Annotated in this window: 13 protein-coding genes; 8 read left to right on the top strand and 5 right to left on the bottom strand. The window is 62.1% G+C overall.

Annotation, left to right across the window (positions count from 1 at the left end; all coding sequences use genetic code 11):
• Nucleotides 1-19: 19 nt before the first annotated feature.
• The 6 genes from IQ25_RS01090 to IQ25_RS01065 all read left to right on the top strand — a co-directional run bounded on the left by IQ25_RS01090 (nucleotide 20) and on the right by IQ25_RS01065 (nucleotide 9,021).
• A complete protein-coding gene (locus IQ25_RS01090) occupies nucleotides 20-922 on the top strand; it encodes an XrtA system polysaccharide deacetylase (protein WP_144901405.1) in 903 nt (300 codons plus the stop codon).
• Nucleotides 919-1,974: a FemAB family XrtA/PEP-CTERM system-associated protein gene (locus IQ25_RS01085; protein ID WP_144901403.1), complete on the top strand. Its 1,056-nt coding sequence runs from the start codon at nucleotides 919-921 to the stop codon at nucleotides 1,972-1,974. The genes IQ25_RS01090 and IQ25_RS01085 overlap by 4 nt, the downstream gene beginning before the upstream one ends.
• The gene (locus IQ25_RS01080) at nucleotides 1,971-3,200 is read left to right on the top strand and encodes a TIGR03087 family PEP-CTERM/XrtA system glycosyltransferase (RefSeq protein ID WP_144901401.1); all 1,230 of its coding nucleotides are present in this window, start codon (nucleotides 1,971-1,973) and stop codon (nucleotides 3,198-3,200) included. The genes IQ25_RS01085 and IQ25_RS01080 overlap by 4 nt, the downstream gene beginning before the upstream one ends.
• A complete protein-coding gene (gene xrtA, locus IQ25_RS01075) occupies nucleotides 3,187-4,755 on the top strand; it encodes an exosortase A (protein ID WP_144901399.1) in 1,569 nt (522 codons plus the stop codon). Before IQ25_RS01080 ends, xrtA begins: the two co-directional genes overlap by 14 nt.
• A gap of 11 nt (nucleotides 4,756-4,766) precedes the next feature.
• Nucleotides 4,767-6,656: an XrtA/PEP-CTERM system amidotransferase gene (locus tag IQ25_RS01070; protein WP_144901397.1), complete on the top strand. Its 1,890-nt coding sequence runs from the start codon at nucleotides 4,767-4,769 to the stop codon at nucleotides 6,654-6,656.
• Between the two features lie 85 nt (nucleotides 6,657-6,741).
• Nucleotides 6,742-9,021 (top strand): EAL domain-containing protein, encoded by a 2,280-nt coding sequence (locus IQ25_RS01065; protein WP_246415409.1) that lies wholly within the window; start codon nucleotides 6,742-6,744, stop codon nucleotides 9,019-9,021.
• A 265-nt stretch (nucleotides 9,022-9,286) separates the two neighbouring features.
• On the opposite strand, the gene zapE is transcribed toward IQ25_RS01065, so the two are convergent.
• The 3 genes from zapE to IQ25_RS01050 are packed head-to-tail and all read right to left on the bottom strand — an operon-like array spanning nucleotide 9,287 to nucleotide 11,667.
• Nucleotides 9,287-10,420: a cell division protein ZapE gene (zapE, locus tag IQ25_RS01060; protein WP_144901395.1), complete on the bottom strand. Its 1,134-nt coding sequence runs from the start codon at nucleotides 10,418-10,420 to the stop codon at nucleotides 9,287-9,289.
• Nucleotides 10,417-10,881 (bottom strand): PaaI family thioesterase, encoded by a 465-nt coding sequence (locus IQ25_RS01055; protein WP_144901393.1) that lies wholly within the window; start codon nucleotides 10,879-10,881, stop codon nucleotides 10,417-10,419. Before IQ25_RS01055 ends, zapE begins: the two co-directional genes overlap by 4 nt.
• Nucleotides 10,882-10,884: 3 nt before the next feature.
• Nucleotides 10,885-11,667, bottom strand: a complete 783-nt coding sequence (locus tag IQ25_RS01050) for a succinate dehydrogenase iron-sulfur subunit (protein WP_144901391.1) — start codon at nucleotides 11,665-11,667, stop codon at nucleotides 10,885-10,887.
• A gap of 595 nt (nucleotides 11,668-12,262) precedes the next feature.
• Between IQ25_RS01050 and IQ25_RS01045 the strand changes: the two genes are divergently transcribed.
• Nucleotides 12,263-14,083 (top strand): alpha/beta hydrolase family protein, encoded by a 1,821-nt coding sequence (locus tag IQ25_RS01045; RefSeq protein WP_158637644.1) that lies wholly within the window; start codon nucleotides 12,263-12,265, stop codon nucleotides 14,081-14,083.
• A gap of 77 nt (nucleotides 14,084-14,160) precedes the next feature.
• A complete protein-coding gene (locus tag IQ25_RS01040; protein ID WP_144901387.1) occupies nucleotides 14,161-14,856 on the top strand; it encodes an HAD family hydrolase in 696 nt (231 codons plus the stop codon).
• 4 nt (nucleotides 14,857-14,860) lie between these two features.
• Here the strand turns inward: IQ25_RS01040 and IQ25_RS01035 are convergent, their stop codons facing one another.
• Both IQ25_RS01035 and IQ25_RS01030 read right to left on the bottom strand, forming a co-directional pair.
• Nucleotides 14,861-15,493, bottom strand: a complete 633-nt coding sequence (locus tag IQ25_RS01035) for a class I SAM-dependent methyltransferase (RefSeq protein ID WP_144901385.1) — start codon at nucleotides 15,491-15,493, stop codon at nucleotides 14,861-14,863.
• Between the two features lie 89 nt (nucleotides 15,494-15,582).
• A complete protein-coding gene (locus IQ25_RS01030; protein ID WP_144901383.1) occupies nucleotides 15,583-16,707 on the bottom strand; it encodes a ThuA domain-containing protein in 1,125 nt (374 codons plus the stop codon).
• Nucleotides 16,708-16,713: the final 6 nt, after the last annotated feature.

Raw genomic sequence — 16,713 nt, 5'->3', positions numbered from 1 at the left:
CGCATCAGGGGATAGTGCAATGTCGTCCGGGGTGCTGAACGGCCGGGTGCTGAACGGCCAAGTGCTGAACGGATTGTCCGTCGACGTGGAGGACTGGTTCCAGGTCGGCGCGTTCGAAACCGTGATCGACCGGGCTGACTGGGACGGGCTGACCTGTCGCGTCGAGCGCAACTGCGAGCAGATACTAGCCCTGTTCGACCATGCGGGCGTGAAGGGCACGTTCTTCACGCTGGGCTGGATTGCCGAGCGTTACCCGGCAATGATGCGCCGGATTGCCGCGGCAGGTCACGAGATCGCCAGCCACGGCTGGGACCACGCTCGCGTATTCACCTTGGGCCGCGAAGCATTTGCCGCTGACATCGAACGTGCGCGCAAGGTGCTCGAAGATGTAACCGGCGAGCGAGTTACCGGCTATCGCGCGCCAAGTTTCTCGATCGATGCCCGAACACCCTGGGCGCACGAAGTGCTGTCCGAGCAGGGCTATGTCTATTCCTCATCAGTCGCGCCCATCGTCCACGATCACTACGGCTGGCGAGAGGCCCCACGCTTTGCATTTCGCCCGGTCTCGGACGCGGACCTGATCGAGATTCCGGTTACGACCGCTGAAGTCGCGGGTCGTCGCATGGCTGCAGGCGGGGGCGGGTTCTTCCGGCTCTTGCCTTATGCCGTCTCGCGCTGGGCGATCCGTCAGGTCAATGAACGCGATGGCCGACCGGCGGTGTTCTATTTCCACCCATGGGAAATCGATCCGGACCAGCCGCGCCCGCCGGTCGCTCCGCTCAAGTCGAAGCTGCGGCACTACACAAATCTCGATGTCATGGCGGCAAAGCTTTCGCGTCTGGTGCGCGAATTCCGTTGGGGCCGCATGGACGAGGTCGCTGCAATAGAGGCGGCGCGCACGCCCTTTCGTGAGGCTGCATGAACGCTCCGTTCTTCCCTGCCAGCGCGGTTGCGCGCATCGCCGATCCGGGCGACCATGCGGCAATAGCGCGCTTCCTTGCCGACCATCCCGACACCACAGCCTTCCACCGCGCCGAATGGCTCGATGCCGTCGAGCGATCGACCGGGCACAGAACCCACGTTCTCCTGTCCGAACGGGACGGCGCGATCCGTGGCGTCCTGCCGCTGCATGAAGTCCATTCCCCGCTGTTCGGTCGAGCACTGGTTTCCACCGGTTTCGGCGTTGGCGGCGGCGTCGTGGGTGAGGGTGATCCCGCACTTTTCGCAGCCGCGCAGGAACTGGCCGTCCGTCTCAACTGCCCCACACTCGAATTGCGCGGCGGGCCTTTGCCGCAAGGCGAGGGCTGGCACGTCAAGACCGACAGCCACGCAGGCTTCGTCATTGCCCTCGCAGCTGACGATGATGCGCAGCTGCTCGCCATCCCGCGCAAGCAGCGCGCCGAAGTGCGCCGGGGCCTGGGCCATGGCATGGAAGTGCGGACCGGGCGCTGTGCCGATGATCGCGCGATGCATTACGCTGTCTATGCCGAATCCGTGCGCAATCTCGGCACACCGGTATTCCCGAAACGCCTGTTCGATTCAGTGATGGACGGCTTCGGCGTTGATGCCGATATCCTGACCGTTCTCCACGAAGGGCAGCCGCTCGCCTCGGTGCTGAGTCTCTACCATCGCGGCGCGGTCATGCCTTACTGGGGCGGCGGCACCCATGCCGCGCGGACGATGCGTGCCAACGATGTGATGTACTATGCGCTGATGAACCACGCGCGCGGACGCGGATGTGACCGTTTCGATTTCGGCCGTTCCAAGGTTGATACCGGGGCATATCACTTCAAGCGCAACTGGGGCTTCACCCCCGAACCACTCGCCTATGCGACATGGACTGCCGACGGCCAGGCCCCGCGCGACGTCAACCCGCTCAGCCCGCGCTACAAGGCCAAGATTGCGCTTTGGCAGAAACTGCCACTCAGCCTCGCCAACCGCATCGGCCCGTTCATCGCCAACGGCCTTGCATGAGCGAAGTCCTGTTCCTTGCCCACCGCATTCCGTTTCCGCCGGATCGCGGTGACAAGATCCGCTCGTGCCACGTTCTGCGCCACATCGCGGGGCTTGCTCCTGTCCATGTCGCCTGCTTCGCCGATGACGAAGGCGACATGGCCCATGAGCCCGAGCTGATCGCCGTCGCCGCAAGCCATTGCCTCGTGCCGCGCACCCGCTCGCTGAAGTTGGCTGGCGTAGAGGCTTTGGCCAGCGCCAGGCCGGTCAGCCTCACCGCTTTTGCCGACAAGCGCATCGCCACCTACGTCGCACAAATTCTGGCTGAGCGCCCCATCAGCGCAATCTACGTCTTCTCCGGCCAGATGGCGCAATACATCCCCGCCACTTTCGCTGGACGCGTGGTGATGGATTTCGTCGATGTCGATTCCGCCAAGTTCGAAGCTTATGCCGCCGCCGCCCGCTTTCCCGCGAGCCGCCTCTATGCCCGCGAAGCCCGCCTGCTCTCGCGCTTCGAAAGCGACATTGCCCGCCGCGCCCACGCCAGCCTGCTCGTCACGCCGGAGGAAGCTGCGCTCTTCCGCCAGCGCCTGACCCCCGGTTCAGAGCCGCGCGTAATGGCCCTCGGCAATGGCATCGACACCGATTTCTTCGACCCGGAAGGCATGCCTCCTGCACCCGAAATGGCAGGCGAGGGGCCGCAACTGACCTTCACCGGCCAGATGGACTACCCGCCCAACGTGGCCGCCGTCGAAATGTTCGCCCGCGAAGTCATGCCGCAGATCCGCGCGACATTTCCGCAGGCGCGCTTCAACGTTGTTGGCCGCGCGCCGACGCTGGCGGTCCGTTCGCTTGAACGCGTCAACGGCACCCGCGTCACTGGCGCGGTGATCGACGTGCGCCCCTGGCTTGCCGGAGCCGACCTCGTCGTTGCTCCGCTGACCATCGCGCGCGGCGTGCAGAACAAGGTGCTCGAAGCCATGGCCATGGCCCGCCCGGTCCTCGCCACGCCTGAGGCCGCCACCGGCATCCCTGCGCGCGAGGGCCACGAACTGGTCGTCGCCAGCGGTTCCGACGCTCTCGCCAAGGCAGCGCTCAGCCTGCTCCACGACAAGGTCCGTGCCGCCACCATCGGCCAGTCGGCCCGCGCTTTCGTGCTGGAAAAGTGCGGTTGGGCCGGAGTGCTGGCCCCGCTCGCTGGCCTGCTCGGCCTGTCTGGCCCCGAGTCCCCCCGTGTCGCTGCCTGACCTCGCGCTCAAGGCCCCGCTCGGCCGTGCGGTTGCAGCGCTCCCGGTGCCATGGCGTCGCGCGCTCGCGCTGCTGGCGTGCGCATGGACAGGCAACGTCGTGCTCTTCGCCTCCGACTGGCAGGCGATGTTCCTGCAGTGGTGGGACAGTTCGACCTACAACCACGTTCTCCTCATCCCCTTCATCCTCGGCTGGCTGATTTCACTGCGCTGGCGTGAAGTGGTGCGGATCGAGCCCCAAGCCTGGTGGCCCGGTCTGATCGCTTTCGCGGGAGCCGCGTTTCTCTGGCTGCTCGGCACTTTCGCCGGCCTCTCGCTCGCCACGCAGCTTGGCGTGGTCCTCATGGCGCAGGCGAGTGTGCTGGTCCTGCTCGGTCCCCGCGCCTGCGCCGCCCTGCTGTTCCCCATCGCCTACATGCTGTTCCTCGTCCCCGCAGGCGACGAGCTGATCCCTGCGCTCCAGACCATCACCGCGAAGATCTCGATGGCGCTGCTGGCGCTCAGCAACGTGCCTGCGCACATCGAAGGCGTGTTCATCACCACCCCCGGCGGCTATTTTGAAGTGGCCGAGGCCTGCTCCGGCGTGAAGTTCCTCATCGCGATGATCGCCTACGGCGCACTCGTCGCCAACGTCTGCTTCGCTTCGTGGACCCGCCGCATTGCCTTCATGGCGCTCAGCATCGCGATGCCGATCCTTGCCAACGGCGTGCGCGCATGGGGCACGATCTTCATCGCCGAGCATCGTGGCATCGAATTTGCCGCCGGTTTCGACCACATCTTCTACGGCTGGATATTCTTCGCCGTGGTCATGGCGCTGGTCATGGCCATTGCCTGGCGCTTCTTTGACCGCGCCATTGACGACCGCATGGTCGATGCCGAAGCCCTCAACGGTAACGCTCTTCTGGCAAGGCTCTCCGCATTCTCCATGGGGCAGGGCAGGGCGCTGCCCGCGCTCGCCGCCATCGCACTGGTGTTCAGCGGATGGAGTGCATGGGCCAACAGCCTCGAAGCCCCGGTCCCGGCGCGCATAGCTTTCCCCGAGGTCCCCGGCTGGCAACAGGTTGACTACACCCCGCAAGCCGCGTGGAAGCCACTCCACACCGGCGCAAACCACGTTTTGCTAGGCCGCTTCCGCGATGACGCAGGCCACACCGTCGACATCTCCTATGCGCTCTACGCAACGCAGGACGACGGGCGCGAGGCAGGCGGCTTCGGGCAGGGCGCGATCCCGCTCGGCGGTGGCTGGGCTTGGGAAAGCTCGCCCGCTCCGCTTGCCCAGGGCCATGCCGACCGCATCCAGACCGCGGGCCCGGTGCATCGCCTTGCCGAGACGTTCTACCGCTCCGGTCCGCTATTCACTGGCAGCAACACTCGCCTCAAGCTCGAGAACATCCTCGATCGCCTGCTGCTGCGCGAACGCACCACCGCCACGCTTATCCTGTCTGCCGAAGACGCAATCCCCGGCCAGCCTCCGGCCGAAGCCTCCTTGCGCGCCTTCCTCAACGCAGCCGGACCAGTGGATGCGTGGATGGACCGCGCTGCCGCAGGCCGCTAGGCTTCCTTCGCATGTGCGGAATCGCAGGAATCATCCATACCGAAGGCCTCAAGCCTGTCGATCCTGACCGGGTCCGCCGCATGTGCGACGCCATCGCGCATCGCGGCCCGGACGGGGAGGGCGTGTGGACCGCGCCCGGCGTAGGCCTCGGCCACCGCCGCCTGTCGATCATAGACCTGGCCGGATCGCCCCAGCCGATGATTGCGGCAGAGGGCGATGCAGTGATCGTCTTCAACGGTGAAATCTACAATTTCAGGGACTTGCGCAAGGAGCTTCAGGCGCTCGGCGCGACTTTCCGCACCGATGGCGATACCGAAGTGATCCTGCAGGCATGGCGGCAATGGGGCGTCGATTGCCTGCCGCGCCTCCACGGCATGTTCGCCTTCGCGCTCCACGACCTGCGCCAACGCACCACGCTGCTCGTCCGCGACCGTTTTGGCGTGAAGCCGTTGTTCACCGCGCGGCTGGCCGATGGTGCGGTGATCTTTGGCTCCGAGCTAAAGGCGCTTCTCGCGCATCCCTCGCTAAGGCGCGAAATCGATCCGCTGGCGGTGGAGGACTATCTCGCATGGGGTTACGTCCCCGATCACCGCTCGATCCTCAAGGGTGTCGAGAAGCTGCCTGCGGGGCATTACCAGCTCCTGCGCCCGGATGCCCCGCCGCCCGCTCCGGTGCAATGGTGGGACGTCTCCTTCGCCGACCGCGAGAAAGGCAAGGCGGACGACCTCGGCGCGCACCTGCTCCACCACATGCGCGAAGCCGTCACGTCGCGCATGCTGGCGGACGTGCCGCTCGGCGCGTTTCTGTCGGGCGGAGTGGACAGTTCCAGCGTCGTCGCGCTCATGGCCGAGGCGAGCACCACACCGGTCAAGACGTGCTCGATCGGTTTCGATGTCGCCGCGCTCGACGAAACCGCTTACGCCGATCGCATCGCCGCGCAATTCCATACCCAGCACTGGAAACGCACCGTCTCGCCCGAAGACTTCTCGCTGGTCGACAGGCTGGCGGGCATGTTCGACGAGCCGTTCGCCGACGCTTCCGCGCTTCCCACCTTCCGTGTCTGCGAACTGGCGCGTGAGCACGTGACCGTGGCGCTTTCCGGCGATGGCGCCGACGAGGCCTTTGCGGGTTACCGCCGCCAGGCCTTTCAGCACCGGGAAGAGCAGGCCCGCTCCCTCCTGCCAGCAGCACTTCGCAAACCGCTGTTTGGTGGCCTTGGCCGGGTCTGGCCCAAGGCAGACTGGGCGCCACGACCATTGCGGGCCAAGACCACGCTGCTCAGCCTCGCCGGCGATGGCGAAGAGGGCTATGCTCGCGCACTCGCGGTCACCTCGGCCGATTTGCGCGACACGCTTTACAGCCCCGATTTCAAGCGCTTGCGTGGCGATTATCGCGCCGAACAGCCGTTCGTGGACATGATGCGCCGTGCGCCCGCCCGGTCCGGGCTAGACCGCGCGCAGTATGCCGACCTCAAGTTCTATATGCCCGGTGACATCCTCACCAAGGTCGATCGCACGAGCATGGCGGTCAGTCTCGAAGCGCGCGAACCGCTGCTCGATCATCGCCTCGTCGAATTCGGCGCGCGCCTGCCCGAAGGCCTGCGCGTGAAGGGCACGACCGGGAAGTGGCTGGTGAAGGATACGATGCGCCGATACCTGCCCGAGGACGTGCTGTTCCGCCCAAAGATGGGCTTCGTCACGCCCATTGCTCAGTGGCTGCGCGGACCACTGGCAGAAGAAGCGCGCGGCCTTGCCGCCAGCGGAGCGCTCGCCCGCACAGGCTGGTTCGACAGCGCCCGGATCGATGCCCTGGCCGACGCACACATTTCAGGACGTTCAGACCACAGCCGCCTGATCTGGCAGCTTCTCATGTTGCGGAAATCCTTGGATCGGCTTGGTTGATACGCGTTTAAGTTTGTTTGCCCGGTAAGGTGATCTTCACCAATCCGGACTAATCCAGCGTGGAAACAATGTCGCTGGACCTATGTTGAAGCAACTGCGCTCCCCGCTGTATCTCGCGCTGATAATTCCGGCGTTGCTGGCGCTTACCGATTTGCTGACGCCAATCGACCAGCCTTTCCGCAACACTTTGGCCAAGCTTAGTTCGCACGCTCCCAGTCATTCGACTATCGTTCTTAGCTTTGATCAAGGTATTTATGCGGGTGAAAAGTCGATCATCGGAACAAGGCGGCTTGCGACCGTAATTGAGCAGGTCGCCAAGCAGATGCCACAGCGGGTGCTTATCGACACTCCCGTCGTCTTTGGTGAAGATCGGGACGGTGATCGTAAGTTGAAAGCATCGATTGATCGGTTGAAGCCTGACGCGAGCTTCGTCGTTCGGAGCAAGGAGCTTGGCACCCTAGGGCATGAATTCGTGCCGTCCGACTTCGATATTCCAGAGCCGGCCCAGATTGCGAATATCCCGGTGGTGTTGTCCGCCTGGAATACCAACTTCATGGAATACGGCGTGTCATCCGCCTATTCAATAGAGGTCAATGGCCGATCGTATCCCTCCGTGGCCGCATTTCTGGCAGAAAAAAGTGGTGGTCCACAGAATTACTTTGGGCCAAATACTCTTCTCGATATAGAGAGCATACCTTTTGTACCCGTGGAGAAGTTTTTGCATGGAGAATATCAAAATGGGTTGATGACGGGTCGTACAGTTATTATCAATTCAGCGGGTGTGGTTCGCCCCGTCGGCTATTTTGGTCACGGGCGATATCATCCACTTGCACTCGATCTTGCGGGCGCAGATGCGCTTGGATTGCCGTTTGCAGTGAATTTGGGATACTACCCCTTACTATTTGGGGTTTGGCTCCTGATCGCTGCGGCGAGCAGAGCTGTGAGAAGGCGTACAAAGTTTGTTCTTTACGGCTCAAGCCTGGCTTTCACCTTTTGTGTGCCGGCAGTCTTACAACAAGTCGGCCTTACAGCAGATATTGGGGCGGCAGTACCCTGCTTGGCGATCTATTCGTCAATCCGTCTCTGGCAGCTCCGTGTAAGACGTGTACAGCACACCAGTACATCTGGATTGCCAAACTTCTTGGCGCTGAGCGAACAGCCTCTTGGGGTTGGCCGCGATGTGATTGTTGCAATCATCGCTCGGTATGAGGAGATACTGGCAACACTCCCCAAGGAACTCCATGGAGAATGCGCCAAGCAGATTGCCCGGCGCCTTTCGGTCGGGTCAGGGATCGAAACAATCTACAATGGTGATGGCGGCCATTTTGCATGGACCGAGGAAGCGCGGCCGCTCGAGATGCAGCTTAATCATTTGGAAGGCTTGCGCGCCCTATTCTCGGCGCCGCTGCAGATCGGCAGCTTCACTTTCGACACGAATATCCATTTTGGTCTGGACCGCAACGAAGGTTTGGACCCACAGGCACGCCTGAATTCAGCACTCGCAAGCGCAAACGACGCTTTGGGTTCAGGACGATCTGTCGAACTTTTCGAAGCCGATCGACTCGCCGAAGCGACGTGGGAACTCTCGCTCCACGCAAGGATCGACGAAGGTCTCCGCAATGGAGAGATCTGGTTGGCATTTCAAAGTCAGTGGGACATGCGAACCAGCGAGTTGTGTGGCGCTGAAGCGCTCATTCGCTGGAATCACCCCACTCGTGGTCCCATCGCGCCAGACGCGTTTATCCTTCAGGCTGAACGGGCAGGGCGCATCGACGCATTGACGTATTGGGTAGTCGATGAGGCCATCACCGCAACGCTGGCCTTGAATTCACTAGACCGCCATGTCCAGATGAGCATAAACCTGTCAGCCCAAATGGTCGACAAACCCTCGCTTGTCGCAAATTTTGCCGAAATCGTGCGGCGGCGGAATATTGATCCACGTCTTCTGACGGTCGAAGTGACCGAAACATCGAGCGTGCGAAATCGGCCTGCAGCAGTGCAGAACCTGTCACAACTGCGGGCAATGGGCTTCCGGCTGTCAATCGATGATTTCGGCACCGGAGAGGCCAGTTTGGCTTATCTTGCCGACCTGCCAAGCGACGAACTTAAGCTGGATCGCCGCTTCGTTTCTCGGCTGATGACGCGTGACCGTGAGCGCCATATCATTCGCTCCACAATCGATTTGGCTCACGCTCTAGGGCAAACAGTTGTTGCGGAGGGTATCGAGGATGAAGCAACTTACCGGGCTTTAGCCGACATGGGTTGTGATGTTGGACAGGGCTATTTCCTCGGCAAACCGCAGGCTTTTCCAGAGTTTTATAAGGTATTTCTCGAATTGGGACGGCGCCGATTTGGAGTCGTTTAGAACTTGTTAACCAATAAACTTGGTGTTAACCATGTGTCTCCGACCGTGGATGGAGGCACGAATGTCTGCTTTGAACGCCGTTATCGAGATCCTGCGCTGGTTTTGGGGCTGATCTAAGGGGCTGTTTTTCATTGAGAAACAGCCAAAAAACAGAAATACGCTGCTTGCTCGCTGGGCGGCAGCGTTTTTCGTTTCTTAGGCAATCAGGCTAGAGCCACGATTCGCGGTTAACTTTCTCAACGAAGCTTGACTGGATAGCTCAGGCTCAATCTTCGCCGTGGCCCAGTGCCAGATAGTCCTGGCTCTGCATTTCCATCAGGCGGCTTACGGTGCGGTCGAACATGAACCGCCCTTCCTCGTCACCCTTTCCGTTCCAGTCATAAAGCTCTGCGGGCTCCGCATCAGCGGTGGCAATGAGCTTGACCTTGTGCTCGTAGAGAGCGTCGATCAGCGTGATGAATCGCGCGGTCTCGTTGCGCAATTCAGGCCCGAGGCGCGGGATCGCGACAATGATCACGGTGTGATAGTTGCGCGCGATGGCTAGATAATCCGCCGCGCCGCGCGCTTCGCTACACAGCCGCTTGAAGCTGAACACGCCCACGCCCTTGAGACTCTTGGGCACGTGGAGCAGGCGTCCACCGCCAACGTCGAGTTCGCAGGCGGGCACATGCTCGCTGTCCTCTGGCGGATAGTCGGTCAGGCGGAAGAAGGCCTCGCGAACTTTTGCAGTCGAGTCGGGGCCAACCGGCACGTGCCAGGTGCCTACGCCCTTCATCCGCTCCAGGCGGTAGTCGGTCGGGCCGTTGAGCGTCAGGACGTCGAGCCTGCCTTCGATCAACGCGATGAAGGGCAGGAAGTGCTCGCGGTTGAGGCCGTTCTTGTAGAGGTCCTGCGGGGCGCGGTTTGAAGTCGTGACGACGGTGACGCCGCCCTCGACCATCAGCGCGGTGAACAGGCGGCTCATGATCATCGCGTCGGCGCTGTTGTTGACGACCATCTCGTCGAAGCAAAGCACCCGTGTCTCGGCAGCGATGGCGGCGGCGACGGGGAGGATGGGGTCGCCGCTTTCCTTCTTGCGCTCCTCGCGAAGGCGGGCATGGACGTCGAGCATGAACTCGTGAAAATGCGCGCGGCGCTTGGCCGTGACGGACAGGTTGTCGTGGAACAGGTCCATCAGCATCGACTTGCCGCGCCCGACACCGCCCCACATGTAGACGCCGCGGGGCGGGGCTGAGGGCTTGGCGCCGAAAAGCTTGCCGAACAGACCCGGCGCTGACGGTGGGGATTCCAGTTCCTGCTGCAGCGCATCGAGCCGTGCGGCGGCGGCGGCCTGTTCGGGATCGGGCTTGAGTTCACCCGCCGCAACGAGTTCCCGATAGCGCTGCAGGACCGAGGTCATCGTTTGGTCGGCTTGCGGATCGTGCCGTTGAATGCGGCGATGGTGTCGCTGCCCTGTTCGACCAGACCGCGCAGGAAGACGAGGCGGCCGGTTTCGCGCAGTACTTCGACGACGGCATCGAGCGGCTCGCCAACGCGTCCCGCACCGATGAACTGGGTCGACAAGTCCAGCGTGACCGAGCCGGCTGCATCGCCCTGAAGTAGCGTGTGCAAGCCTGTGAACATGGCGATGTCAATTAGCGCCAGCGTCACGCCGCCGTGGACGGCATCGAGAATGTTCGAGTGCTGGCGTTCGGGGAGCATGCGCAAGCGGACGAGCCTCACGCCGTCGCCGCGATGCTCGATCCGGGTGATCAACCCGCCCATGACTTGCCCGTTGAACCGGGTCTCGTCAGTCAGGTTCCAAGTGAACCAGCCGGGATGATTCTCGGCTGGCTCGTAACGGAAGGCTGGATCGTTCACCGATTAAACGAGGCGCTCGGCCTGCATCTTCTTGATTTCGGCGATCGCGCGGGCGGGCGAGAGGCCCTTCGGGCAGACGTTCGCGCAGTTCATGATGGTGTGGCAGCGATAGAGGCGGAAGGGATCTTCCAGCTCGTCAAGGCGCTCACCGGTCATCTCGTCGCGGCTGTCGGCCAGCCAGCGGTAGGCCTGGAGCAGGATGGCGGGGCCGAGGAACTTGTCGGAGTTCCACCAGTAGCTCGGGCACGAGGTGCTGCAGCAGGCGCACAGGATGCACTCGTAGAGACCGTCGAGCTTTTCGCGCTGATCAGGGCTCTGCAGGCGCTCCTTGCCCGAAGGCGTGGGGCTGACGGTCTGGAGCCAGGGGCGGATCGAGGCGTACTGGGCGTAGAAGTGAGTGAAATCGGGGACGAGGTCCTTGATCACTTCCATGTGCGGCAGCGGCGTGATGCGGATTTCGCCGTCAAGATCCTCGATCGCGGTGGTGCAGGCGAGGCCGTTGCGGCCGTTCATGTTCATCGCGCACGAACCGCAGATGCCTTCGCGGCAGGAGCGGCGGAAGGTGAGGGTGGGGTCCTGCTCACCCTTCATCTTGATCAGGGCGTCGAGCACCATCGGGCCACACTGCTCGAGGTCGATGTCGAACGTATCGTAACGCGGGTTTTCACCCGAATCCGGATCGTAACGATAGACCTTGAACTTGCGGATCTTGCCGTTGGTGGCAGCGGCGTGATGCCGAGCCTTGCCGGTGATCTTGGAGTTCTTCGGAAGCGAGAAAGTCGCCATCTTGGTTTCCTGTTCCGCGAAGTTCGTGAAGCCTGTTCGAATCGTCCTTAGCGAATGCAGCGCAGGGGGCAAGAGGCTGCGAACTGCCCAATGGTTGAGGTTGGCTCCTTCATATATGCGAAAAGGGGTTTACGGGGTTTACACTGTTCAGGGAAATTCGGGGCTGGGGCTTTTTGGTGGATTCCTGACGCAGCGTTCATGTGTTGTTCGCATATGTGAACTGGGTTTGGGGTGATACCTCCCCTCCTTCAGCCGCTGTGCGGCTGCAACCTCCCCAATTGTCTTGCGGGAAAATGCGAAGGAACTGCGAAGGATGGTGTCGGGTTTGCATCATCATTGCGGCACCATGCCGTTTTGCAGTCGTGTAGGACAGTGACGAATACGGTGTTGCTTGCACTTGATCCTGAGGACGATTTCTCTAGCCTGAGACGACGCAATTCACGGGGGACTAGTGCGAATACTTTCATCGGCCATGGCGGTGGTGCTTCTTTCTGCCGGAAATCTATGCGCGCAAACCGCCGTTTCCGATCAGCCTGTCGCGAAACCTGTGGCTGTGACTGTTCAGGCACCACTGCCGGCCTCGGCATATGCGCAATTGCCTTTTGTCGAGGGAGCACGGCTTTCGCCCGACGGGCTTTGGATCGCCGGGCAGTTTGCCGTCAACGGCAGCCAGCGGATTGTGGTGATCTCGCCGTTCGATACAGGTTCACTCAATCAGGCCGCATTGCCCGACGATGTCGAGGTAAGTTCTATGCAGTGGGTCGGAAACGACAATCTGTTGATCCGGATAACTGCGATACGGCCTTTCGATGTTGGCGACAGGGCCTATATTTCACGCGTTGTGGCGCTCAACCGGAAGACCGACAAGTTCACCAAACTTATGTGGGACCTTGGTGGGCAGAACGCGGCTGACGTCCTGTGGGTGCCAAAGGATGGTTCGACCAAGATTCTGCTTGGCGGGCAGAACTCGATCTACATGGGTGAGGATTTTTGGCCGGCGGTGTACTCGGTCGATGTTACCAACGGTCGGCACACTACCGAAGCCAACCCAAGGTCAGAAGTGCTCGACTGGGTTGCGGATACTTCGGGCGTGGTGCGTGCGGCGATCTCGAACGATCGGACGAAAGGTACGCGGACTCTGCTCTATCGTGCAAAGAAGGGCAGAACCTTCGACCGCAAGGATCGCCGTGCCTACGATGACCTTGAAGTGCCAGTCCTGATCCGGGCCGACGAGAACAAGATGCTGGTCCTGCGCCCGGGCACCGATGGCCGCGATGCCCTTGTCGAGATTGACGGTGACAGCGGCGCCGTGCTGCAGACGCTTTATCAGGCCGAACCTGGCGTGGACATTGAGGGTGTGCGCTATGACGACTCCGGTAACGAGATTCTGGGTGTCTATTTGGGCGGCAATGCAACCGACCCCCTGCATTGGCTCGATCCTGCACTTGGTGAATTGCAGAAGGCTTTCGAGAAGAGCCTGAACGGCAGGCGTGCGAGGATCGTTTCGCTTTCTGCCGACCGTCAGCGCATGCTCGTTCGGGTGGACAAGCCTGATGAGGCTGGGCGGCTCTATTACTTCGACGCAGCCGACGGGAGCCTTCGGCTGTTTGCCAATCTCAACAGCGCGACCAATGGAACGCGCGCGGGCAGGATGGAGAAGGTACACTACAAGGCGCGCGACGGGTTGGAGATCGAAGCGATCATGACCACGCCTTCGGGGCGTGAGGCGAAAAACCTGCCCGTGGTGATCCTGCCGCACGGCGGACCTTGGGCGCAGGACACGATGGACTGGGATTACTGGGCTCAGTTCATCGCCAGCCGTGGCTATCTGGTGATTCAGCCCAATTTCCGCGGTTCTACCGGCTATGGCGAAGCGTTTCTCAAGAAAGGCGAGGGACAGCTTGGCCTTGCCATGCAGGATGACGTGAACGACGCGCTGGCATGGGCCGCGAAACAGGGACTGGCCGATGCCAAGCGCGCCTGCGTTGTCGGCGCCAGCTATGGAGGCTACGTGGCGATGTGGGGCGCGGCGCGCGATCCGGACATGTGGCGGTGTTCGATCTCGATCGCCGGGGTTGCCAACTTGCGGCGTGAAGTGAACGACTTTGGCGACCTGCTTTTCGGCAAGCGCTACCGTGAACATTGGCAGAAAATGACGCCGGATTTCCCTGCGGTATCGCCAATCAACCACATTGATGCGATCAAGGTGCCAATGCTGCTGATCCACGGGAAGAAAGACCTGACCGTGGACCACGCGCAATCACAGAGCATGTTTAACAAGATGAAAGCGGCGGGCAAGAACGTCGAATTCGTCTCGCTCCCCAAGGCCGATCACTACTTTACCCGCGAGCCTGACCGGCTGGCGCTCCTTTCAGCTATCGAGGCGTTTCTGGCGAAGCACAATCCGGTGGATTGAGGCTTTCAGGCCAGCTCATCGCGTGGCAACTGGCATGTCCCCAGTTGCGCCGGTGCATGTGGTCTGGAGCATTTGAATTGCCAATCAAACTTATCTGTCTCGATGCCGATGACACGCTTTGGCACAACATGCGGCATTTCAATGCAACCGAGGAAGCACTCTACAGCCTGATCGCGCCGTTTGCGGATCGTCACGTAACCCGTGAAGTTCTGGATGCCTGCGAAGCGCGTAACCTCAAGCTCTATGGCTATGGAGCAAAGGGTTTCACGCTATCGATGATCGAGACTGCCGTGGAGCTTGTCGGCGATCCGCTGCCGCAGGGGGTGATTGCGGGAATCCTTGAGGCTGGTCGTCAACTGCTCGCACATCCCGTGGAACTGTTCGACGGCATTGCCGAAACGCTCGAGGTCCTTTCGACGCGCGGACGACTGTTGCTGGTGACAAAGGGAGACTTGCTTCATCAGGAAGCGAAGCTGGCGGCATCTGGTCTGGGCGACATGTTCAGCGGGATCGAGATCGTCAGCGACAAGACGGCAGGTCTGTTTGCCGACTTGTTCCGCCGCGAAGGTGTCTTGCCGCACGAGGCAGTGATGGCCGGGGATTCACTGCGTTCGGATATCCATCCCGCTTTGGAAGCGGGCGCCTGGGCAGCTTACGTGCCGCAACCGGGCGCATGGTCGCACGAAGTTGCGGCCGTGCCCGAGCAGCACCCACGCTTCACGCAGTTGGTGCGGCTGGGTGATCTGCCCAATTGGCTGGACGGTCTGGACTGAAAGGTCAGCGAATCTTCACTGCCGCGCCCCATTCCATCCATGCCGCCCATTTCGGCATGCCGTCCATGTACTGGTGGCCGGGATGTTCCAGCTGGAACCCGGCCTGCAGCACGGGTGCGGTTACGGCGCGGGACAGGTGGCAGCCGCCCATCAGCGGTTTCCAGACCGGTTCGATGCGTCGCTGCCACTTTGCCACGTTTCCGTCAGGGCTAAGGCCGTGTTCCAGAAAAAGCAGCGTGCCGCCGGGCTTGAGGATGCGGCGCAGTTCCGCGAGGACCTTTTGCGGGTCATCGACTGAACAGAGCGTATAGGTGCAGACGGCGGTGTCGAAGCTTTCGTCTTCGAACGGAATGTCCTCGCCCACGCCTTCGCGAATATCCGCCTGCCAGCCTTTTTTGGCAGCAGCTTCGCGGGCGTAGTCCAGCAGTTTGCCCGATGGATCGATCCCGGCAAAGCCGGTGACGCGGGTGCTATCGTAGAACTGCTGGTTGAGGCCGCCGCCGCAGCCAATCTCGAACACCCGGCCTTGCGCGCGCGGCACGACGCCTGCGCGCAGTTCCATGATGGCCGGTGAAGCGCAGGCACACTTGATCATGCGCGGCACCACGTGCGCGTCCCATACCGCTTTCAGTCCCATCACTTGCCCCCGTTTCGGCTATATCCCCGTCCGTTGCCAACGATGGTGCCGATTTCAGGAAGGCGATGCAATCGTTGTGACGGCGCGTTTCACTTCGGCGCGGGGCAGCCTTCGGGGGCGAGGCCCATGGCCCAGAGTATGCCCTGATCGAGCAGCTTCACGCTTTCGGGCTGGCTGTAGTTTTCAGGGCGGTGGCCGATGGCGGTGTAGAAGCTGCGGCCCTTGGCCAGGCAGCGGGTCCATGCAATCGGATGATCGCCCATGGCAAGCTTCCGGCCGAACCCTTCGCCGGGATTGTAGGTGCTTTCATCAAGCGTGGCGATGACACGAGTGGTCTTGCTGCGGGGGCTGCGGTCAAAGGAGTACCATTCCTCGGTCATGTGCCAATCGGCGGGGAGGCCTTGCGCTGCGGGATGGATCTTGTCCTCGACCACGACGCGCGCCTCCTGGAATTGTGGGGCCATCGGGTGGCCGATGAAGCGCGCACCGATCAGGGTATCGGCGTACCAGTCCCAGAAGAACTGGGGATCGCCGCCCGAACCGTGGATGCCAGCATAGCCGCCGCCGCGCTCGATCCAAGTGCGGAAGGCGGCGCGCTGCGGGATGGTGAGGGCATCGCCGCTGACGTTGTTCCAGACGACGGCCTTGAAGCGCGCGAGGTCGCGCGCGTTGAACACGCCGCCCTTGTCGGTGAAGACGATGCCCCAGCCGTGGCGTGCGGCGATGCCGCGCAGGGCAGTTTGGGCCGCATTGACCGAGGGGCTGTCGCGGAAGCCGGTGATCTTGCCGAAGACGAGGATGGATTCGCGCGGAAGGTCTGCGGGAAGAGCAGGGCGGTCGTTGTCGTAGGTGCGGCAGCGGGTGGCGACGTCGGCGGGCGAGAGCTTTACCCTGGCGAGGCCCGCGTCGAGCTTGGCCACGAATGCCGGATCGCCTTTGCCGAGCATGGTCAAGACCGAGCGCGGGGTGACGATGCGGTCAAAGCCGGGGGGCAGGGCATTGCCGCCGAAAGGCTTCATCATCATTTCGGGGAGGCCCGGCGAGGCCGCCTCGACCACGGCGCGCGCGGCGGGGACGTCGAGCACGTCGGCAAGCGGGGACTGCGTCGACAGGGACTGGCGACCGAGAGGGCAGTCGGTGACGCCAGCGGCCTCTGCAGTGCCGCTCAACAGCGCCAGCGCGGCTGTAGCAGTCATCATCAAGCCCTTGGTCATCCCGCG

The sequence above is a fragment of the Novosphingobium taihuense genome, assembly GCF_007830315.1.
GTDB classification, from domain to species: Bacteria; Pseudomonadota; Alphaproteobacteria; order Sphingomonadales; family Sphingomonadaceae; genus Novosphingobium; species Novosphingobium taihuense.
This window is presented reverse-complemented; position numbering and strand designations above follow the sequence as displayed.